At 53.1% G+C, this 21,243-nt stretch carries 15 protein-coding genes; 2 read left to right on the top strand and 13 right to left on the bottom strand.

Annotated elements, in window-relative coordinates; all coding sequences use genetic code 11:
- Positions 1 to 147: 147 nt before the first annotated feature.
- Entirely contained in the window at positions 148 to 747 is a 600-nt protein-coding gene (locus tag JWZ98_RS04480; protein WP_205453427.1) for a hypothetical protein, read from the top strand.
- A gap of 140 nt (positions 748 to 887) precedes the next feature.
- Positions 888 to 1,436 carry a hypothetical protein gene (locus JWZ98_RS04475; RefSeq protein WP_205453426.1) on the top strand — a complete coding sequence of 183 codons (549 nt, stop codon included), beginning with the start codon at positions 888 to 890 and terminating at the stop codon, positions 1,434 to 1,436.
- A gap of 715 nt (positions 1,437 to 2,151) precedes the next feature.
- Here the strand turns inward: JWZ98_RS04475 and JWZ98_RS04470 are convergent.
- The 13 genes from JWZ98_RS04470 to JWZ98_RS04410 form a co-directional block, all read right to left on the bottom strand.
- Positions 2,152 to 3,516: a hypothetical protein gene (locus JWZ98_RS04470; RefSeq protein WP_205453425.1), complete on the bottom strand. Its 1,365-nt coding sequence runs from the start codon at positions 3,514 to 3,516 to the stop codon at positions 2,152 to 2,154.
- A gap of 663 nt (positions 3,517 to 4,179) precedes the next feature.
- The gene (locus JWZ98_RS04465; RefSeq protein WP_205453424.1) at positions 4,180 to 4,929 is read right to left on the bottom strand and encodes a PEP-CTERM/exosortase system-associated acyltransferase; all 750 of its coding nucleotides are present in this window, start codon (positions 4,927 to 4,929) and stop codon (positions 4,180 to 4,182) included.
- Positions 4,930 to 5,305: 376 nt separating this feature from the next.
- Complete coding sequence (locus JWZ98_RS04460; protein WP_205453423.1) at positions 5,306 to 6,259, bottom strand: glycosyltransferase; 954 nt, start codon at positions 6,257 to 6,259, stop codon at positions 5,306 to 5,308.
- Positions 6,252 to 7,454, bottom strand: a complete 1,203-nt coding sequence (locus JWZ98_RS04455; RefSeq protein WP_205453422.1) for a glycosyltransferase family 4 protein — start codon at positions 7,452 to 7,454, stop codon at positions 6,252 to 6,254. The genes JWZ98_RS04460 and JWZ98_RS04455 overlap by 8 nt, the downstream gene beginning before the upstream one ends.
- Before the next feature lie 22 nt (positions 7,455 to 7,476).
- Positions 7,477 to 8,346 (bottom strand): glycosyltransferase family A protein, encoded by an 870-nt coding sequence (locus JWZ98_RS04450; protein ID WP_205453421.1) that lies wholly within the window; start codon positions 8,344 to 8,346, stop codon positions 7,477 to 7,479.
- A complete protein-coding gene (locus tag JWZ98_RS04445; protein WP_205453420.1) occupies positions 8,343 to 9,134 on the bottom strand; it encodes a glycosyltransferase family 2 protein in 792 nt (263 codons plus the stop codon). The genes JWZ98_RS04450 and JWZ98_RS04445 overlap by 4 nt, the downstream gene beginning before the upstream one ends.
- 3 nt (positions 9,135 to 9,137) lie before the next feature.
- Positions 9,138 to 10,082: a class I SAM-dependent methyltransferase gene (locus JWZ98_RS04440; RefSeq protein WP_205453419.1), complete on the bottom strand. Its 945-nt coding sequence runs from the start codon at positions 10,080 to 10,082 to the stop codon at positions 9,138 to 9,140.
- Positions 10,083 to 10,102: 20 nt separating this feature from the next.
- A complete protein-coding gene (locus tag JWZ98_RS04435) occupies positions 10,103 to 11,422 on the bottom strand; it encodes an oligosaccharide flippase family protein (protein WP_205453418.1) in 1,320 nt (439 codons plus the stop codon).
- Positions 11,423 to 11,432: 10 nt separating this feature from the next.
- Positions 11,433 to 12,677 carry an O-antigen ligase family protein gene (locus tag JWZ98_RS04430; RefSeq protein WP_205453417.1) on the bottom strand — a complete coding sequence of 415 codons (1,245 nt, stop codon included), beginning with the start codon at positions 12,675 to 12,677 and terminating at the stop codon, positions 11,433 to 11,435.
- Positions 12,678 to 12,685: 8 nt separating this feature from the next.
- Positions 12,686 to 15,040 (bottom strand): polysaccharide biosynthesis tyrosine autokinase, encoded by a 2,355-nt coding sequence (locus tag JWZ98_RS04425; RefSeq protein WP_205453416.1) that lies wholly within the window; start codon positions 15,038 to 15,040, stop codon positions 12,686 to 12,688.
- A 2-nt stretch (positions 15,041 to 15,042) separates the two neighbouring features.
- Positions 15,043 to 16,143, bottom strand: a complete 1,101-nt coding sequence (locus JWZ98_RS04420) for a polysaccharide biosynthesis/export family protein (RefSeq protein WP_205453415.1) — start codon at positions 16,141 to 16,143, stop codon at positions 15,043 to 15,045.
- 12 nt (positions 16,144 to 16,155) lie between these two features.
- On the bottom strand, positions 16,156 to 17,577 hold the full coding sequence (locus JWZ98_RS04415; RefSeq protein ID WP_205453414.1) for an undecaprenyl-phosphate glucose phosphotransferase: 1,422 nt from the start codon (positions 17,575 to 17,577) through the stop codon (positions 16,156 to 16,158).
- A gap of 226 nt (positions 17,578 to 17,803) precedes the next feature.
- Entirely contained in the window at positions 17,804 to 21,226 is a 3,423-nt protein-coding gene (locus tag JWZ98_RS04410; protein WP_205453413.1) for a translocation/assembly module TamB domain-containing protein, read from the bottom strand.
- Positions 21,227 to 21,243 lie beyond the last annotated feature (17 nt).

Below are 21,243 nucleotides of genomic sequence, written 5' to 3'. Positions count from 1 at the left end.
TCTGGCCGTTAGCGGAAATATATTCTCCGTCGAATGATATATAGAAAGGGAGATCATATGCAGATCAATAAATTGTCGTGCCGAAGAGCGTTTTTCGGTAGCTATATGGAAACTATCTAATTCATTGTTAGAGCTAAAGGTACTGTGATGCCAATTACACAGAAGGAAATAAACCAAATTGTTGCTCGGATTGTCCCGATCTTTCAGCAAGTACTCAATGAGTATGACTTCAGAAAATATCCAGCGGCTGACTATGCACGGTTCAAGAATTCGTTCACCGCTCTTGCCAACCAGAACAACGACATTGCTGACGCAATGATTTGGAAATGGGGTCACTGGGGAAAACCCAACTATCCGCAACGCCACCAAGATTTAATTACCGAAATACAGGGGCTTTGGCCGCAATACGTTGCCTCCTTTAATAACAATACTTCTAAGCAGACGTTCCAGTGGTGGAGTGAACACCTCAATAGACAAACCACCTACATCACTGTTGCATACATCACTCATTTGGTTCATCACCAAGAGCCACTTCCAATAATTGACCAACACAACTTTCGGGCGATGAACTCTTTTTTGAGCTGTGTACGACCGCCTGCGCGCTCTAAAAAGAAACCTTCAAATTGGAACGACATTATTGCGTTAAAGCATTTCATGACATCTATTCATTCCGCTTTGCCCACACAAACCTTTAGTGAACTCGATCGCTTCCTGATGATGTATGGAAGAAACTATGTTGCGCGTTAGCTCTAACAAAACGGTCAAAGGGACGCGCCGCCCGTTGGCGGTTTTGAAGGTCGGCTTTTTTATCGGGTTCACTGGCTTCGCTGGGCTTCCTTCAGCGGCGCGCCCCTTACCTTTACGTTAGGCTTTTCAATAGGAAGCACATGATTATCAACACGGAAACTGTCTTTTGGACGCAAGTTGCCTCTTTCATTGCTTTTATAGTCGCTCTGTTTACCCTTTATCGACTTTTGGTAGAACAAAAAGATGCAACAATTCAATTGCAGAAGGAAAACATTGCATATCTTAAAGATCAACTCACAGATGCAAAATCGCAGTCTCCAGACTCACTTGCCCAAAGCTTATCAAGCAGAATCAAGCTTTATGAGGAAGAATTACTTAGGCTTAAGCAAGATAAAACCTCTACGCAAGAGCAGGTTCAAGCAAAGGAGACTGAACTAAAACAAGTGCGTGAAGAGGCGGAAGAACTGACAAGGAAAATTCTTCATGCCAAAGAATTGCTAAGTGATTTTCTTTGCCCATACTGCGGCGCACCGTTAGCAGAGAAAGCTTATCAAGAAGAATTTGTCGAACACAACGGATACGAGTTCAGCATTGACCACGAATATATAGCATTTGAATGTGGATACTCAATTTTGGATGGCAAACCTGGCGTGTGTCCATCCCAGCATAGTAAACATGAAAATGCCTAACCCAACGCTCCAGCTTAGTAGGGTGGGCACGGTTTTTGTGCCCACGCGGTGAAGGAACTTTTGTGTTTGTGTCGCTAACGCGACGACTGATTTCAATGTCGGTTTCACGAAAAACCTCCTTGTTTTTCGCCCTTCAGGTGCGAACGCATGCAAATCGGCTATCCTGCCGATTTGTCGGCCCGACAGCCGAGTAACTTTTCTTTGTTTGGCCAAAGAAAAGTCACCAAAAGAAAAGCCACCCGAATGCCGCTTATTCCCTGCGCTCCTCGCTTTTGAACGGGGTTGCCGAAAGGGGCTTCCTGCCCCCTTCGGTAACGTGCGGCACATGCCGCACCCCTGCGGGCTGTTCCGTTCAAAAGCAAGTAGCCTCGATGGAATCGAGGAATCGAAGGCCAACACCCTTAAAATTTGGCGAGGTTAGTCTGATGGCGGATGGTCGACACCCTCGATTCCGCTAACGCTGCATCGAGGCTACGCAAGACCAGGATCATAGGATGTGCTGAACAGCGTGAAGCGCATCGTTCGCGATTGGTGCGGTTCGTAACTCTCCACACCCTACGCCTGTTTTAGCTGGTCGCCGCCCACGGCCGGTTTCGATTGGAGTAACTGCTGTTTAGAAACAGGAATCGGTGGCGGATTTAATTGAAATACCCAGACAGATTGAACAGCCGGACAAACTAAGCCCGCCCGGCTGATGTTTAAACAGCGGAAACTATCATTTCCACTTATTAAGCAGCCCTTTTAGCCCGGCAGGTTTGGCGGGTTCGGCTGCTGCGGCGACTGTATCGACAATCGGCTCGGGTTCCGCTACTACCGGTTCAGGCGCAACGACAGGCTCTGCCGATTTTTTACCGAACAAACCTTTCAGCTTACTGCTAACGCCGGCAGCCGGCTCTTTAACCGCTTCCGAGGCAGTTTCCGCGATTTCCAACACATTTTCCTTAAGCTCAACAGCCGCTTCCATTATAGGCGCGGCGATTTCTTCCAACTCTTCCTGGATGGCCTCGGCAGCGACTTCGGTCTGTGTACCCAGCTTTTGATCCAACTTCGCCATCTGCTGCATGGTGTTATTCAACATTTGCTTGAACTTGCCGAAACCGCCGCTTTTCTCGGCCAATTTGTCGACGGATGATTGTTTTGCCGGTGCCGGCTCGGCAACTACAGGTTTCGGCTTATCTACAACCTGCGCAATTTCACGCTCCACTGGCTTTGGCGGCTCTACAGGCGCCTGAATCACAACGGGTTCAGCAACAACAGCCGGCGAGGGCTGGATAACGGCGGGGGCTTCGTTGATAACAGCTTTTGGCTCCGGTTGAGATACAGTCACAGCAGGCGCTACGGGCGATTTGGGGGAGTCAGCGTAGCGCGCCAGTTCGGCTTGATGTTTTGCTATGGTATCCGCCAGCAATTTTTCGGCGCCAGCTTGCTCGCGCTCGCGCAGAATTTTTTGTTCTTCCACCGCCAATTCCAGTTTATTCAGCTGTTCGGTTTGCGACTCCAAGCGCAACTGCAACGGCCCCAATAGTGCATCTTTTTCGGCCAGTTTGGAGGTTTCCGCCCACAGAGCCAGTTGCAGCTCGGTTTTGCCTTGTTGTTCGGCTTTAAAGCGTTCGGTAATTTGCGCGGTAAGCGCGAAATAACGGGGCCACAGGTCGGTCGATTGCAGATCGTTAGCGGCCGGTAACGCCGGCTCGGTCAATTCAAAACCGCTAGCCAAGGTTTTGACGCTGTCGATCACCTGCCGATTTGCCTGTACCAGTTTTTCTTCCAGACCGGCTGCCCGTTGCGCTTCGTTTTCGGCAACGGTTTTGGCGGCCTCCAACTGCTCGGTATTGGCAGTCAATTGCTCTTGCAAGGCTTGCTGCTGCTGTTGCGCCGCCTCGAAATCGGCTTGCAAGGCAAGACGCGCTTTTAAATTAATGGCATTGGTTTTCTTTAAAAAATAAATCCTGATGCTATAAAACATTGCTGTCAGCAACCACACGGCAAGCGCTAACGCACCGGCATATTCCTGGTTTTCCAGCGTAATCCGATACCAATCCGACAGTATGCTTTGAATCATGGGCAAATAAGCTTCCATAAATAATCCTGGCTAATATAGTTTTTATAATAATGACGTAGGCTTCCGACCCGGAACAGCAGATAGCTAAGCTGAGACAGACGAAAGCCAGTATATCAGTTTGACTCCGCAACTTTACCGTAAGCTGCTGGAATAGGACAGAAAAACGCCCACCCAAAAACGGCTGCACAGCGTCTGCAACGGTGGCCGGCAGCCTCGGCAAATTCAAAATGGATTGTTTACGTGCGGGCTGTATCTTATATAGATTCCCGGTTCGGCTTGCCCTGAGGCATCAAGTTTTCTGTTTGACGTGTGTGGTTCTTTTCGACTGGCGCTAATTCAACAGCTCAAGCCTGCTCGGTCTGGCTTTAGAGGAACGGGGAAAGTAAAGGCTTAACGACGAGCCGCGACGTAATGACTTTCAGAAGAGGGAAGTTTCCGGGAATAACCTAGCAGGGTTTAAACACCGCCGACACGCCCGCACGGCAACTGCAGCATGACTTAGGGCTGTTTTCACGCTGTGGTCTGGCATCGGTAACGACACTAGCGGTTTACTCCAATCCGGCAGCCGCACCGCCCAGATTTAATAGATCGCCAGCGCAAGCAGAGCTTTTTTTGGATGCGATAAAGTTGCCCTGCAAACCGCTTAGTATCTGAAACTGGGCATGATCGCGCGCCGATACTTTAAGCTCTTTGCCGCTTAGCCACCGATTGTTCAAGCAGTTCTGAATATTTGCGGTAATCCAACTGATAGTCTTTTTGCCACAAAGGATTGGCAAGAATATGCTCAACATCCAGTGCATAAGGAATACGCTGACCGCGATGGTCGCAGGCGCCGCCTACCTGTTGCATTTCAAACCCCTCTTTCTTAACCGCGTAAGCCAAAGACGGCGTTACCAATATGTACCACTGTTTAATATCGTTCTGCGCCGAATAGACAACCGCCGCCCGGTACAGGCCCCACATAATGCTGCGAGTCTGATTTTTGATGGTATGCAGGTATCTGATGTTACCGCTGTCCTTCGCAACTTGTTCCGCATCAGTATCCTGTTGCGGGAAAGCTCTTGGTGCGAAGCGTCGGGCTTCTCTCAATACGCAGAGGCGGGATATTTCTATTGATTGTTGGTATTGCTCAGCACTGATCGGCTGGTCGGGAACGCATTTGGCTTCGAAAGGGAAAACGGCTTGATTCTGATAAACCAAACGTAGTGCACCCAGCCATTGCCCGGTGTATCTGTGTCGGACCATGAAATGCACGGAATGGCGATCCCATTCGTCGAATTCCATTTGTTCCGGAAAGTTTTCTTTATCCTCATAACCCATTTCGTCGCAATAGACTTGGTATCTGAGGTTGTAATGAATGCGTTTGCTTTCAGGCGTGTCAGCTAAAAAAACCTCAAAACAACTATCAAATGAATGCTTTTCAGAAATCAAGATGAAACTCCATAACGTAATTAATCAAATTCCCTAAACATCCGGGCACTACTCTTCAAACTCAAAGAATTGACAACAAATATGTATCTGTTATCCCCGCTCTATCGGTACAAGACGCTATCGTCCTGCAAGCACTTCCAACGGTGTGTTTTTACTAATTTTCGCTGAACCATACTGGCGAGACGCCTAGCTACAATTAACAGAAAAAACCGGTTCGGACCGGAAAAACACAATGTTGGTTAGGAATCTACAGAGTCAAGATGAAGAAAAACTGTAATTTAGATTAGGATTAGATGAGGATTGGATTAATTTTAGAACCAGTTTTGCCGTTATTCCGCGGAAATACTGGCTTAATTGATGTCCGGAAATTATCGCGTTACGATCTGCCGTTACCGCTACTTTCAGAAATAGCGCCTACCCAATACGCTTTATGCAAACTAAAGCATCTGTTCACACTCTGCGGCATTCTAGCGTGCATTACCCCGCCCATTTTATAGCCCAGCCATTTCAGAGCGGTGCGCAAACCTGCCGACGGTAGCAGCCAAGGCGCATTTTTCAGCAGATACTTCAGCTCCGACACAACAAACCGCCTACCTTCACCCGCAGCACCGCCAAAGGTTTTCTGCAACCAAGCAGTATTCGCATGAAAAACACCGATGTCGAAATAGCGCTTAAATTCGTCTGAAAACCCGTAATCGTGCGAATGAAACACGGCGGCATCCCCGCAATATGCCACTTTCCAACCGTTTAGCAACATCTTGCCCACCACAAAAGTATCTTCGTTCATGATGGTGTTCAGCGGAAACCCGCCAACGCCCATTAATGCACTACGCCGATAAGCTGCAAAAGAATTGGATATAAACACCGTCTTGATGCCGAATTGCGCCTTATCGTGCAGGCTGCGCAATTGACTTTGCGGCGGATAATTGAATAAACGAGCGTGTGCGCCAATTGGCCCGGCGTTGCGGTGCGGCAGTTGCCTGCCATAAGCAGCGCCGACGCTGTCGTCTGTAAATGCCGCCAGTAAGTTTTCGATGGCTTCTGGCTCGGCCAGCAAGGCATCCTGAGTCAAAAACACCAGAATATCGGCATCCGCCAGCCGATTCACGCCAAATTGTCGGGTGCCACCATGATTAAACTCGGACTTGGCTATCACTTGCACGTCAAAACCTGCGTCGCGGGCCAAAACCACCGTATTGTCGGCGGATGAGGAATCTATCAGCAGCCGATAATCCGGCTTCACGGTTTGTGCGGCAAAGGCTTGTAACCACGATTCCCAAAGCTCGCCGGCATTCAGAGTCGGCACGATCAGACCCACTTTTTTATTCATAAGACGAACCTTCTATTAAGGACTGCGGCAATTTAACTTGATCGGCTTTTGTCATCACTTTCCAGACTTTATCGCCTAATTTAACCGGGTCCAGCTGCTGTTCGACATATTCACGGCTACGCAGCGCCATGTCTTGCCAAGTCGCTTGAGTCACCACTTGCGTTTGCCGTAGCACCGCACAAACCGAAGCCTCATTGCGCTCGAACACCAAACCTGCTCCATACATTGCCAAGTGATCCCAAGCCAAACCTTTCGCGACCAACACCGGTCGACCTGCTGCCATGGCCTCCGCCACCACATTGCCAAAGTTCTCGCGCATGCCGCCGGTTTCCTCCAGACCGGACGGCAACACCAGGAAATGACTGTCGGCCAACAACTGCTTCACTTCGGCAACCGGCAAATAGCCTTTATAACTGATAGCACCGCCAGCCTGCGCCAGCAAAGCCTGAAATTCTTCAAAATAAGCCCCATCGACACTGCGGCCGGCGACCACCAAACGGTCATTTGGCCGGCGCGTTTTTAACCAGGCCCGGATAAACGCATTGATGCCTTTTTCTTGCTGCACATGGCCCAGAAAACACAATTGAGTGCCCTCGCCTCCCGGATAGCCGGCGACTTGAAACTCGCGACTGTCGATGCCGTTGGGTACCAATAAAACCTTGGCGTCCGGCCCCAACACGTCGGTGACGCCCGCCGCTTCGGTATCGCTGGTGCAATGCACCGCAATGGCCCGGCGCAAAGTCGGAAACGTCAACCACTTGTAAAACAACCATTTATGCGGCTTTTGCCGACGAATCAGCGCCACATGTTCCGGCATCAAGCCGCCGTGCACAGCTACCATAAACGGCCGGCGCAGTAATACGCAAAACAGTGCCGCCAGCGTGGAAGGCCACGTAGCAATGCCGTGGATATAGATCCGGGGTGCCTGCCAACAGAGCTTGAAAATCTTTGGCATGGCGCCCAAACCAAAGCCCCAGCGTCGAAAGCCGTAACAGCGGTACAGCCTGACATCGACTTGCTTGCCCAGCTTGACATCCTCGGCGCGCAAGCGACCGTCTATCGACTCGTCGGCGGCGACCAGCGCCATGCCGTGGCCGCGCTCCGCCCAGGCCTTGGTCAACACGCCACAGGTCACCGATACCCCACCATAGCCTTTGGCCGGCGGCACATGCGTCGTGACAATACCTACATCCATTTCATTTCTCCCGAAACAGTCTTTAAATACATTTTTCCGATTTGCCGTAGGTCAAAAACCCACGCCAGATCCCGACCAAGTTGTAAAACGAATACGCCAGTTTTTGCGGATTGAAGGTGAGCAGGGCCAAAGCCATTTTCAACACCGGCGCGACCATCATCTTGCGGACGATGTAATACCAAATGAACGCATCATGCTGATTGGTAAACTTGCGGATATAAGCGCCGATGCCGGTGGAATACATCAACATCCTGGCCGTGCCAAGTGTGTAATGATCCTTGTTGGCGTGAAAAATCTTGATCTCCGGCGTGTAAAACGCATTGCCGCCGGCGCGCAGCAAGCGGTACAGCAGCTCAAATCCTTCGGCACCGGAATATTTGGAACCGATGCCAAAATCGTGATCCAAATGAAACTGCTGCCTATCGACCCGTTGCAGATCAAAAAACTGAGTAAACTCCACGCCCATCATCCGGAAGCGGTTGAAATAGCCGGCTTTGTGGCTATTTACGCCAATGCTGAACCGGGTAGCGGAAAAATCGTAGGAACCGGCCACCAGAATGGCCATATCTGCGCGCCGCTTAAATTCCGCCACCACTTTTTCCAACACATCCTGGTCATAGGCACAATCGTCGTCCGGAAAAGCGACGATGCGGCCTTGCGCCAAACCGATACCGTAATCCCTGGCCCGGGCGTTGCCGGTGAATTGCACTTTTATGTGCTTGATGTCCATCAACGCTCGGTAAGATTCCAAAATGGCATCGATCTTGCCGTCGCGATTTTGATCGATAACGATCAGCTCGAAGTTTTTATAGGTTTGAAACAGCAGGGACTTAATAAAATCCAAGACTTCGCAGTCCCTACCCAGCGTTGCCAACACCAACGAAATTTTCATATCGCACTCCCCGCCCAGTTACGAGCTTTTGCTTGCAGATAGATTGTGGCTTCGTACCAAGTAAACATCAGCGCAAACTCCAAACCGGCCGCGCCGTCCAAAAATCCGCCGCGCAATAAATAGTGGTAACAAAACCGCGCCAGCACCCGGAGCCAGGAGCGCCCCAGCAATACGCTCAAGCGACCGCGCGTGGTCATCACCGCGCCGGCGGTTGGTTGTAACTGCACTTCCTGTGCGGCCTTACCGACGTGTTTGTGCATCCATTCGATAATTTCGCCGTGATAAAAATAATGCTCGTAAGGAATATCGGAATAGCCGATCCGACAAGTATCCAGCACCGCTTCGCCATGACCGGTGTGATTGCGCACAAAACGGGTGTTCTCGCGGCGCACCAGTCTGGGATGATAGATCGGATAGCCGGGCGCATGATTCAATCGCTTACCACGCAGATACAACACCGACGGCACCATCAATACATCTATGGCGGTTGTCTCGGACAGTTTGGCCTCAAACCAGTCGTAAAAGCGTTGCGGATAGATTTCATCGGCATCGACGAATAAAATCCAGGGTGTATCTATGCCGCACTGCCGGATGGCGAAATTGCGTTGTTCGGCAAAACCGGGCCAGGGATTGCGGTGAATCGCACAGCCTCGTTCTTCGGCAATTGCCAGGGTGTTATCGGTACTGCCGGAATCGACAATCACTGTGGGGTAGCGCTGCGGTATGCCCGCCAAACAGCGCGGCAGATTGGCTGCCTCGTTTTGGGTCAGAATAACGACGGTCAACATGACTTATTTCTTCACCGCATAGACATTCACATAAATACCCAAACCCAAGCCATCCATTAATGCAGCGAACGGTATCTGCGCATACTTCACCAATGTGTCGGCCAGCTTTGCCAAGCCGCCTGTCAGACCCAAGCGCCTGGATAGCGCGTTATACTGAATCCGGGTGACTTGCTCGGATTTAACCACCTGTAAACCGTTGCGTTCCAGCAAGCTTTTCAGGCCTTGTTCGGTAAAATAATTGACGTGCTCCGGCACCCACAGGCAGGCGTTTTCCTTGGTGCCCAGTAATTTGACCAAGAATGACGCATAGTTAGGCACCGCGCACGCCAGCACGCCACCGCTTTCCAGCAAACCGGCCACCTTGGCTATCGCCTGATCCGGTTCCAAAAGATGCTCCAACACTTGCGACATCACTACGACGCCAAAGGCTTGCTCCGCTTGATACTGCTCGAACATGATCGGCAAAGGCTCGTCGCCGTTTAAATCCTGAAATACCCGATTTTCATACTGGCCGGGATTGATGCTGACGGTGCGATAACCCAGCAAACGCAAGGCTCTGGTATAAAAGCCAAAGCCGGAACCAATATCCAGAGCCCGGTGATTGCCGGACTTGTTCAACTGATCGGCGTGCAGCGCCATGCGCTTGGCATCCACGATGCAGTTTGGAAATGCCGATTCCCTTGCCAATACTTCGTCCAGCGTAATCGGTTGCGTCAGCGCCTGCCCCGAGTATTGATAGATGGCTTGCAACCACTGCCGATGCGGCGGTTGATTCAAAAATCCGGTGCCGCAGCACGCGCAGCGGTAAATCTGAAATGCTTTGCTGCTGGCGCTATCGGTGTATAGATAGTCTTTTTGCCGCCAAAAACTGATTTTTTCCCCGCCGCAAGCCACGCATGCTCGCAGCACTTCGCCGTAAATCTCTGTTGTCATTGTTGCGTAGGTCATCGTGTTCACCGTTGTCACTTTTAAGCATCCGCCACGAGCGGCTCTTGTCTCAATGTTTGAATAGTCTCAGGCATGGGGCTTTGGTTCGCTTGCCAGGGTTTTGCCAATATCGCCAACACCAAGGCTTCGATACCAAAATAAACCGGATTGGCCCAGGCCGCGCCAAGCAAGCCGTATTGGCTAACCAGCAAGGGAATCGTCATCGCCGCCGTCACCGCACCGCATAATCGCCCTTTCAACAAGGTTGTAGTGCGTTTATGCGCCAGCAGCGGTTGCGCCAGCGCCGTGCCCAGGGCATGCAAGGCGCAGCCCAGCGCCATGGCCGGCATTAAATCCACCGCGGCGTGATAGGATTTTGCCAGCACCAGCGAAGCCACCCAATCCTTAGTCAGCAGTAACAGCAACAAACCGAGCGCGCCCAATGCCGCGACACTGGTTATCCAGACCCATAAAATCGAAAAGGCCTTTTGCAAGCGCTGTGCGGAGAAAGCTTGAAAATAGGCGGGCTGAAAGGTGCGCAGCAGCACCATCGCGCTGCGGTTAAAGGCTTCGTTGACGATCATGTACGTTGCGGCATACAAACCTACGTCCGCAGCAGTCAGCAAATAACCGATCACATAGCGATCACCCAGACCATTGATCCAGAAAATCAATTCCATCGGAATCAAGGGTAAGGCGTAGACCCAGACTTCGCGGCGGAACGCCCGACTGGTGGTCGCTGGCGTCCGCACCGTGTTGCGGCGCTGCACCACGCTCCAAACCAGATTGGATAGCAAGCTGGCCAGGATGTAACCCAGCAACACCCATTGCGGATTGCCGCCCAGCCACCAGACCAGCGCTATCGCCAAAGCGGGCCTGAGCACGCTGTCGCTGGTTTGCCATAGACTAGCCAGACGCTGCTTGCGCTCGCCTATCGCCAGTTGAATGCCCAATTCCCGCTGTACCGTCATCGCCAACAACACGCCGGTCAGCAAAAACAACACGCGGCTGACCTCGACAAAATAACCGTAGGCAAAGCCACCCAGCACCAATAAACCAATCGCCAACAGGGTGGCTTGCAGCGTCAAACCGGCGACGGCGGCATGCAAGCCGCTGCGCTGGCCGGCGGTTTCGCATTCCGTGACCATCCGCATGCCGGCGCAGATAAACGGATAGGAAAACACCGCCACACCCAGCGCGACAAAACCGTTCAACAAGGCCACTTGGCCGTATACCGCAGGGCTGACCAGTTCGGTTAATAAGCGCGTACCCACTAGTAAGGCTAAGGCCGAGGCCGCCTGGCCGAACAAGGCCCAAAAGGCATCGCCAAATAATTTGCTCTGTTTCAATGCAGCGAACATCGCCGATTTCCTAAGGTAAACGCGGGGAGTAATCGGTTCTGGCCGGCATGGGTTGAACCATTGCCCCGGCTTTAGCCGTGCAGCCCAGTACCATGCCCCACAGCATCATTAACAAGGCGTTCTGCGGAAAATACTCCCACATGTTAAAAGTTAGGCCGGCGGCGAAGATAAACATCGCCACCAAGCCTTTGTTTGGGTGGATAGACATCCGTGTCGTGATCCATAAAAACGTCAGATACGCCAGCAAGCCAATCACACCGTAGCCGTTCAACAAGAATAAATACAGGCTGTCGGAATCGAACTGGCCGGGAAAATACTCGGCACCGAACAGCAGATTGACGGTATTGGAACTCAAACCCAAGCCCCAACCAAACAGCACATCCATCGGATCGTGCACATGATTGGTAAACACCCGCTGCCACAAATCGATCCGGCCGTCTTGCGTGGGATCGGCATCGTCGCGGCCGCTCAATAAGGGGCTGGAAGCCAAAATCAACGCCCCCACCGCCAAAATCGGCGCGGGCATCACTAAAGCCCAGCGATCACGTGGTCGCAGTGCGGCATAAACTTGAAAAAACACCACCAGCAATGAACTGATAAACGCGGTACGGGAGCCGCTCAACAACGCTAAAAATACGCTCAGCGCTAACCAACGGCGCATGCCCGGCACCAAGGCAAACACCAGCGCGCAAGTCGCCATCGTCGCCCCGAATAAATTAGGACTGACGAAGGTGCCGAACGGCCGGCCGCCGCCCAACATCGACACTCCGAACAGCGGTGGCGCCCACAGCGCTTGGGCTAGGGCCAAACCGGTTTGCAACACCAGGTAATAGCGCAGATAGCTGGCGAACTTGTACAACACGTAATCGCCGGCGCCCAGACGACTGGTGACAAAACCGATCAAGGCTACCGGCAAATATTCAAACACCCGCAGGCCGGTCAGCGGCACGACCAGCGGCAAATCCAGATAAAGGGCGTAGCCCACTTCAAACAACACATAGCTGCAAATCACGCCCAGAAACGCCAGCACCGAGCTGGTGAAAATCCCGTTACGCAAACGCGGTTCCAGCCAGGCGTAAACGATCAGCACCCCCAACAAAGCCTCACGCAGAATCCGCAAACCCATTTCCTGCTCGCCGTACACTTCCTTGATACCGGCCCAAGCCGATTCGACCTGCGGCAGCGAGGCCACCGTTGATGCACCAACCAGCGCAATCAACAGCACCGGCAGGTCTTTTTCCAGGCGGATTCTCATCGTTATTATTAAACCCGCTCGTCGCTTTCGGCAGGAACCGGCAACAATTCTCTATCCAACTGCTTGCCCAACCAATCGCCCACCGCATGATATTTATCGCTCCAGGTGGATTCGTCCTTCGGTTCCTGGTCGGCGCGTTGATAGGCGTAACCGTAATACGGATAGTAAGAGGAGCCTTCCTTCATATCGTTGATGATGAAGCCATTGGGCTTAATACCAACCTGTTGAAAACGGCGGGCACTGACTTCCAGTTCCTGCGCGGTATAACGACCCTCTTTAACTACCAGGAAAGTAGCGTCGGCATGTTTGCCCAAAATCGCCGCGTCAGTCGCACCCAGAATCGGCGGGGAATCGATGACGATATGGTTGTAAAAGCTTTTCAGCTGCTCCAGGGTTTCGGACAACTCGCCCAGCACCAGTAATTCGGCTGGATTCAGCACCATATTGCCGCGCGGGATCAAATCGATGCCGACTTCCGGCAGACTGACGATCACTTCGCCTAACGTGGCCCGTCCGGCCAATAAATCGGACAATCCGGGCTGTTTTCCAATCGAAAAGGTATCGTGCAAACGGCCGTTGCGCATATCGGCGTCGATCACCAACACCCGTTTTTTGATGCTGGCCAACAAGGCGGCCAAATTGGCGCTGACAAAGGATTTACCCATGCCCGGCGCCGGACTGCTGACCATAATCACCTTGCTTTCATGCTGCGCCAAAGTGGCTTCCAGCGTGGTGCGCAGACCGCGTAGCGACTCGACGGAAATATCCAACGGATCCTGGCTGACTAAAATGCCGTTGTCTTTATCCTTACCCAGCAAGCGTCCCAGTTTATGCTGCTTTTTGCTGTGCGGAATCGCGGCAAACAGCGGCAAACCGACTTGATATTCCAGCAAGGCCGGATAGTTGTCGTGGCGTTGCAAGGAATGTCTGAGGAAAATCAAAGCCGAGCCCAGGCTCAAGCCCAACAGACCGGCAATCGCCAACAACAAGCCCGGTTTGGGCCAATAAGGTTTTTCCGGCGTGACCGCAAAATCGACGATGCGCGAATTACCCAACGAGCCAGCGGCAGCGATGCGTTGTTCCTGGGCGCTATTCAACAAGGAGGTATACAGCTCGGTGTTGACCTGCACGTCGCGCGACAAACTCACCATGTTTTGCTGGGTTTTCGGCAAATCCTTGATGCGTTTTTCCAATGCCGCTAATTTGTTATTCACGCGTTTGATCTGCGCGTTGGTGGAGATCATGTCCGGATGCTCGGATTCCAAACGTTGGCTTTGTTCGTCGTATTTTTGTTTGAGTTGAATGCCCAGGGTTTCCATATCCGAAGCCTGTTTCAACAAGATCTCGGCTTCCGCGGAAATGTCCACCGCACCGTGCTGCTGACGATACGCGCTCAAACCTTGCTCGGCTTTTTCCAGACGTTCCTTGACGATGGGCAACTGGCTTTCCAGAAAGCCCAGTTTTTGCGAGGCTTCCGCCGACTCCCAATTCACCGTGGCATTCACGTAAATTGCCGCAATGTCGTTCACCGATTTGGCCAGTTGCTCCGGGTCGCGGCCTTTCAATTCCACGCTCAGAATATCGGTATCCTTGGACACTTCTTTGACCGCAAAGGCTTTTTGCAATGTCTCGATAGCCGACAACGCGGTGCGGCGGGTCAATTCGAAATGCGTACCCGGATGCGCTTCCAGGGCTTCGACTTTAATGGTCACCGGGGTTTTCTCGCCAATCTCGGCAGTCAACACTTCGCCAACCTGACCGGCTAACAATTCGTCGCCGCGCGGATCGACTAACTGAAAACGACCGGCTTCCAACGCGATCAAGGTAAATTCCTTTTCAAGATAGCGATCCGGCACGCTGAACGCGGCAATTTTCAGCTTTTCGCCACCCCAGGCCCAACGGCTGAAACCCCACCAGGCATCGGCTACGCCGTCATGCGCATCATGCTTGCGAGCCAGCGTTTCCCCGATCAACGGAAAAAAGTAAGGCTCGGTTTCTATGGTTAAATTCAAGTTATCCACGACTTTGCCCAACACCGAACGCGATCGTAAAATCTCCACTTCCCGCTGCGCGCGCGGGCTTTCCGCTTCCGCAGGCGCTTGATTGTTTTCGCTACGCAGCGTCGCGGACAGCAGCGCCTTGTTTTTATCGATCCGCAACAAGGCATCGGCCTTGTAGGTGCGTGGCGCCAACACCAGATAAACAGTGGTGACCAGCAACACCGAACATAGCGCGATGAAAATAGTTTTACGGCCTTCGATCAGTAGATCGACGTAGTCGCGAATACTGACGCTATGCTCTTCCATCCGCGACTGACTGAGTGGCGGCAATACCGGCGTGGCTTCGTTTTGTGAGTAAATCATTGTTACATCCCCATCATCGCGGCTTGCGACATGATTGCGGTAAACGAGCCGGGTAAAATTTGGTTCAGGACCCTAGACCATTGCGTAACACCGGCGGTACCGATGAACAGCGTATCGTGGGCTTGCAGCGGAAACTGGTCGGCCAGAATCATCGCGTCGGGCGATTCGGCATCGAGTTGGAATATTTCCGGCTGCATATCGCCGGCGCGAATCACGTAGATGTCGCCGGGCCTGGAAGTATTGAAATCAACCCCGGACGCTTCGGCCAAGGCTTGCGACAAACTCATCCGGCCTTTGTTGATCTGGATGGCTTGCTGGCGATTGGCCTCGCCCATCACAAATACCTTGCTGTCTTTTTGATCGCCGACATTCAGCACGTCGCCATCCTTCAATAGCAAGTTTTGAGTGGTCAGGCCTTTTTCGTACATCGATTGCACGTCCAGTTTGTAGAGTTTGCCGTCGCGGGCTAGCGCCACATTGGCAAAATCGGAATCCTTGGTCGAGCCGCCGGCGCGGGTGATCGCCTCCGCCACGGTTAAAGGCGTTTCGTTCATGGTTTGCACACCGGGACGCACCACTTCACCCACCACCGCTACTCGATGCGCCTGGAAGGACAGCACGCGGATGTCGAGTTTGACCTTTTTGAAATATTTGGACAGCTCGCGCGTCAAATCGGCGCGCGCTTCGCTGACGGTCTTGCCGGCCACGTGAATACTGCCGACGTAGGGGTAATACAAGTCGCCGTTCTCATCCACCACTTTACCGGCTAGCTCCGGCATGATTTTCTCGCCACCGGGATCGTTCAGTTCCGGATGTTCCCAGACGGTGATTTGCAATCTATCTTGCGGGCCAATGAGGTAGCTGGTTTTGTTGGGGTCCACCGGCGGCAAATTGTTAATGGCCTGGCGACGGTTAGCCTCGCGTTCGATAATCAAATCGGCGGTAATCGGCACGATGCGGACTTTCTCCTTGACCAATTGCCCGTCTTTTTTCATCGGCATCTCGATTTCGGTCAAACCATTATCGGTATTCATATCCATGCCTGGCGCCAGGAAACAACCGGGCAAGGTTAAGATCAGCATGATGGGAATCAATCTAAACATGTAAGCGTGTCCTTAATAGGCGTTTTTATTGATAAAACCGGTCAGCACGGTGCGGAAGGCGATCTCCAGATCAAACCACAGCGACCAATGCTGGATGTAATACAAATCGTGTTCGATGCGGCGGTTGAGGTCGGTGTCGCCGCGCCAGCCGTTGACTTGCGCCCAACCGGTGATGCCGGCTTTGACCATGTGTTTTTTCATGTAGTTGGGGACTTGGTCCTTGAACACTTCGACGAAATCCGGACGCTCGGGGCGTGGACCGACCAGCGACATATCGCCGCGTAACACATTGATCAATTGCGGCAGTTCGTCCAGGCTGGTTTTGCGCAGGAAAGCGCCGAACGGGGTGGCGCGATTTTCACCGGGCTTGGCCCACACCGCGCCGGTTTTGGCTTCGGCGTCCACCGGCATTGAACGGAATTTCAACATCGTGAACGAACGATTATTCCAACCCACGCGCTCCTGACGATAAAACACCGGGCCACGCGAACTCAGCTTCACACCCACGGCTAAAACCAACATCAGCGGGCTAATCAGCAGCAACAAAATCAAAGCCAAAAGTCGATCTTCTATTTCTTTGATGTAACGATTGATGCCATGCAACGGCGATACTGAGAAATCCAGGGTCGGAATACCGGCCACGGTGTTCAAGCTCAGGAATTTGCTTTGTTTGAAGGCAAAGCAGTCAATCACCAGACGAATACTGACCGGCAGATGACGCAGTTGATATTGGGCGCGTTCGGTCAAGGATTCACCCTGATAAGCCACCCATACTTCGTCGATAGCTTGAGCTGAGATGATGCCAGGCAGGTCTTCCAACTTACCGAGGCGCGGCAGTGCGAAATCGTTAATCGAGTTTCTATCATCGCCCCTGTCGTCTACATAACCGACCACTTGTAGGCCGGCCCAAGATGAATGATTCAACTGCCGCGCCACCGCGACCGCCATTTGATTCAAACCGACCATGACGATACGACCCTGCGACCAACCTCGGGCCCGCAAGAAACCCAGCACTTGCGACAACACCCCGCGCGCCACCAACACAAAAGTCAAACCCAGCACGCCCCAGGAGGCAATCCAGCGATAACTGGAACCGAACCAAAAATGCAATCTGATTAAGGCGACGATAGACACCACCGCCACTAACGCCGAAATCCAGGCTCTGACGATACGGGCAATTTCGCCGCGCATCGCATCGTTACGCCAAGGCCGATAGACCTGGCCTATTTCGAAGAAGATGATGGCACCAAGTATGCCCAGCGCGATGACGATCCGGTAATCCTGATCGACAACGTACTCGCGCAACCAAAAATAGTGAGTCACCCAAGCGGCAGCAAACAACATGGCGACGTCGATGACGCGCAGCAACAGAATGACCGTGTGACCGTACTGTTTAAAAAGCCCGTTGAAAATATTTCCCAAACCGAGTGGCATGATGGCTTAACCCCTAAATCGTCTTGATCCAATGACTAAGGGTCACCGTCCCTGGAAACCCAACCTGATGCGAACGGGTTGTTAATCACTATTCGCTTGGTTAGTAGATTACCGAGACAAGATGAGAGAAAGCCTGAGGGTTTAATTAAGAATGTATTAGAAACGGCTTAACTTTGGATGAAAGGGATTTTAAGCGAATGAATTATGGCCAATGACGCAGCGAGCTTTAGTCAGTGTCAAACTCATAATTGACTTTGACCCGCTGCGATGTGCCGGTTTGGGTTTCCAGATTGATGCTATCGGTGAGTTTGTATTTCAAAACCAGCAACGCCTGCTTACTGAACAGGCCCAGTTTGGTGCCCACATAGGTATTAGCCGTCAGATACTGCCCTGCCGTGACCAGCGTATCGGCAAACGACTTGCCTTGCTGCACTTCAAATTCGTCTATACCCAGTTTCTCGGTCAGCCACGACAGCCGCCCTGCGCCATAGGATAAAGAAGCGCTCGCGATCATATTCCCTTCATCCTTACCGGCTTGGTTCAGCGAAGCCCCGGTAATCAAATACGCCAGCGCATCGGACTCCGGCAGGCTGGGCTCGGTATAAATCTTGGTCTGCGGCGCAGTGGCCGATCCGCTGACCTGCAACACGGCCGTCACCTTCTGATCCTTGGAAACCCGATAGGCTTCGACGTCCAGCCACGGGCGATCAATCGGGCCGTTGAATAAAAACCGGCCCTTACGCAACTTCAAGTCTTGTCCATAACTTCGGTAACGGCCGTCAGCCATATCGATGGCGCCATGCAAGGCAAGACGTCTATCAACTTTCAGAAATTGCAGTTGCCCGGTCAGTGTTGTATCCAAGCCAAGCCCGGAAAAACTGGCTTGCTGCCCCAATTGAATCGCCACGTCAGCGTCGATACCCGGTAGCGCTTCGATAGCCTGCTCCGAGTCCGTTTTGCCGACGATCACCTCATCGCGACTGACCGCCACCGCGCTGGCCGGCAGTTCTTTGATTTTAACTATGGCTTTGTCAATTCCCAACGCCCCGGTCACTTTGGCATCACCACGGGCCGAGCGGCCCAGCTTAAGATGCGGCGCGATGGTCACTTCGGCTTCTGGCAACTTAGCCACATCAAAGTCATTGCCAAGCACATCAAGATCGGCAGTGCCATCCAGACCCAACAAACCATCGATGGCAAGCCGACCGCCGCCAGAACGAAGGCTGCCGTGTACTTGAAGTTGCTGATCATCATTCACGGCATCGGCATGCAACTGAATATCGGACAAAACAATACCCAGTTCATCAATTTGTAAGCGGCCATCCTCCAAACTCAGACGCCCCTGAGCAACTGGCTGAGGCAGCGTGCCCCCCAATTTCAGATCGGCACCGAATCGCCCCTTAAGCCCGGACATATTGGGCACCAGATCCTGAAACAAACCAAGATCGTTGATTTTTGCCGCCAGATTTCCGGCCAAGCTCTGTCCGGGACCTTGATCCAGTTGCAACTGAGCGCGGATAAAGTCGCTACCGTCAGTCGCCAAATCAAGATCGGCAGTCAGACGCTCGCCAGCGAGATTGCCGAACAGAACGGCCTTGCGAAACGGCACCACCAACCCATTCCGGCCAACCGGCAGCGACACGCCGGCGTCTGCCAGCGCCAATCGATAATCCCCCTGCAAACCGCTCCCGCGTTTGCGAACCTCCGCAGTCGCGGCTAAGCTGCCAAAAAGTTGCCAATGCGCCGGCAGATAAGCGCTTAGCAAATCCAACGGATAGTCGCTGACCCGCCCCTGACCGCTCAGATCGCCATTTGCCAGATAATCGCCCTGCAAACAGATTAACGCACTCGCTTGCGTCAGACAGGTATCGGCCAAGCGCACATCGGCACCGGCAGGCCGCTGCTCTATCGTCAGGGCAGCGGCTTGGCGCAATTCCCAGGCACCGAGTCGAGGGACTTGCAAGGATAAAGCCTGCAACGCCCCTTGCCAGCGCGGTGCTTGCCAGCCGCCGGCCAGCGCCAGCGCCAATTGCCCCTGCGGCGCACGGACATCCAGGCTAACGCTGTGTTTTGCTGAACTGCCGCTGGCGGCTATCGCCACGCTGTCGATTGTGTCGTGACCGCTAAGTACATGTTGGGCATGCATTTGTAGCCGGATTTGGGCGTTTGGCTGAAAATCCAAGGTCAGATCAAATGCGCCGACTTGCTGTTGCGCATAGCCAAGCCCCGCAGCCTGCGCCGTCAACTCAATATCCGGCAAATGCCAATCGCCGCGCAGAAGACCGTTAACATGCGCTTTGCCGCGCAGACCGGGCCACAAACCGGCTAAAGCCGGCGTATGCAAATCAAAGCGAAGCGCGGATTCAGCCGGACCCAAACGGCCATCAGCGTGTAACCGATTGGCACCTGATGACAGTTGTAACTGATCGACCGCCACAACCTGCCCGTCCAGCGCAAATTTTCCCCCACCGCTCAACGGCTTGCCGAGCAATTGACCATCCAGCCTATGCAGTTGCGCCTTAAACTGCGGCGCGCCCGTGTTCAAATTTCCCTCGACATCCCCATCAAGCGATAAGCGCCCCGGCAAATCCGGCACCAATACCGCCGGGTTAAAATCTCTGGCGTGCGCGTGCAAAGCAAATTCGACGGCGTCCTGCCAGGCAATCGCGCCGTCGACAGCCAAGCTGCCTGCCTTGGACGCCACCAGGAATCGTTGGAGTTTGGCAGACGTCGGCGTACCGTCCATCGCCAGCTCCACGTGTGCATCCGGTAACTCGGCTCGCCGCACGTCGGCGGTCAGCTTGGCCTGATAAGCTGAGAGATTACCCTGCACCGTCAGCGAACCCTGCGGACTTGTCAATTGCGGAAGATTGCCGACCAAGGGCCAGCGCGCATCAACCCAATCGCCTTGGAATGCAAAGCCCGGACTGTGTAACAGCTCATCAATCTGGCCGTGCAAGGTTGCAGCGAACGGGCCTGAGGCACTGATGTCCAGTATCAAGCGTTTCAGATCGCCGCTGAATTTGCTGGCTGCCTGCCAGTTGCCATATTCGACCGAACGCAACTGACACTTCGCGTTCAGCGCGACTGGATAGCCGTCTCCCAAGCCCAGCCAACCATTTAGATCAAGCTGATAATCCACCGCCTCAGCCATCATTCGGGTCAAATGCAATCGTCCGCCTTCGGTGTTGGCCGACAAAGTGAGATTTGGGAGATCGTGACGTTGCCCGGACTGGATGAATGTAGCATCGTCAACCGTCAAACGATCCAAGCGCAGCGCCAGCGGCACGGGTAACGAGGCTTCCGGGTCAAAATGACTGCTGCTATCCGCCTGCTGAGTGCCCGGCTCCAGGGTCAATTCCAGGCCCTGGGTGGCGATCTCGTCGATCTGCAGCGTGCCCTTCAGCAAATCGAGCGGAGACCAAGCCAGCGAGAGGTGGCGGAGTTTGAGCTGGGTGCCATCGGCATGATACTGCACCCCTGCCAACTGCAAACGGTGCAACAGGGTGCCGTCGATGTCGATAATGCTGGCCTCGGTCGGCAATACTTGCTGAATCAGCCAGCGACTTCCCGACTGGCTGTTGGCCATAGCCAGCACGACCGCCAACAGCAACGGCATTACCAGGACTAGCCCCCGCAGACACCTCATCGACCAGCGCCACAGGC

The sequence above is a fragment of the Methylomonas sp. EFPC1 genome, from assembly GCF_016925515.1.
GTDB lineage: Bacteria > Pseudomonadota > Gammaproteobacteria > Methylococcales > Methylomonadaceae > Methylomonas > Methylomonas defluvii.
This window is presented reverse-complemented; position numbering and strand designations above follow the sequence as displayed.

Bases quoted from the DNA above. Each gene is read 5' to 3' on its own strand.
- JWZ98_RS04480 (WP_205453427.1), top strand. From the start codon at position 148: ATGCCAATTACACAGAAGGAAATAAACCAAATTGTTGCTCGGATTGTC.
- JWZ98_RS04475 (WP_205453426.1), top strand. From the start codon at position 888: ATGATTATCAACACGGAAACTGTCTTTTGGACGCAAGTTGCCTCTTTC.
- JWZ98_RS04470 (WP_205453425.1), bottom strand. From the start codon at position 3,516: ATGGAAGCTTATTTGCCCATGATTCAAAGCATACTGTCGGATTGGTAT.
- JWZ98_RS04460 (WP_205453423.1), bottom strand. From the start codon at position 6,259: ATGAATAAAAAAGTGGGTCTGATCGTGCCGACTCTGAATGCCGGCGAG.
- JWZ98_RS04455 (WP_205453422.1), bottom strand. From the start codon at position 7,454: ATGGATGTAGGTATTGTCACGACGCATGTGCCGCCGGCCAAAGGCTAT.
- JWZ98_RS04450 (WP_205453421.1), bottom strand. From the start codon at position 8,346: ATGAAAATTTCGTTGGTGTTGGCAACGCTGGGTAGGGACTGCGAAGTC.
- JWZ98_RS04445 (WP_205453420.1), bottom strand. From the start codon at position 9,134: ATGTTGACCGTCGTTATTCTGACCCAAAACGAGGCAGCCAATCTGCCG.
- JWZ98_RS04440 (WP_205453419.1), bottom strand. From the start codon at position 10,082: ATGACCTACGCAACAATGACAACAGAGATTTACGGCGAAGTGCTGCGA.
- JWZ98_RS04435 (WP_205453418.1), bottom strand. From the start codon at position 11,422: ATGTTCGCTGCATTGAAACAGAGCAAATTATTTGGCGATGCCTTTTGG.
- JWZ98_RS04430 (WP_205453417.1), bottom strand. From the start codon at position 12,677: ATGAGAATCCGCCTGGAAAAAGACCTGCCGGTGCTGTTGATTGCGCTG.
- JWZ98_RS04425 (WP_205453416.1), bottom strand. From the start codon at position 15,040: ATGATTTACTCACAAAACGAAGCCACGCCGGTATTGCCGCCACTCAGT.
- JWZ98_RS04420 (WP_205453415.1), bottom strand. From the start codon at position 16,143: ATGTTTAGATTGATTCCCATCATGCTGATCTTAACCTTGCCCGGTTGT.
- JWZ98_RS04415 (WP_205453414.1), bottom strand. From the start codon at position 17,577: ATGCCACTCGGTTTGGGAAATATTTTCAACGGGCTTTTTAAACAGTAC.
- JWZ98_RS04410 (WP_205453413.1), bottom strand. From the start codon at position 21,226: ATGAGGTGTCTGCGGGGGCTAGTCCTGGTAATGCCGTTGCTGTTGGCG.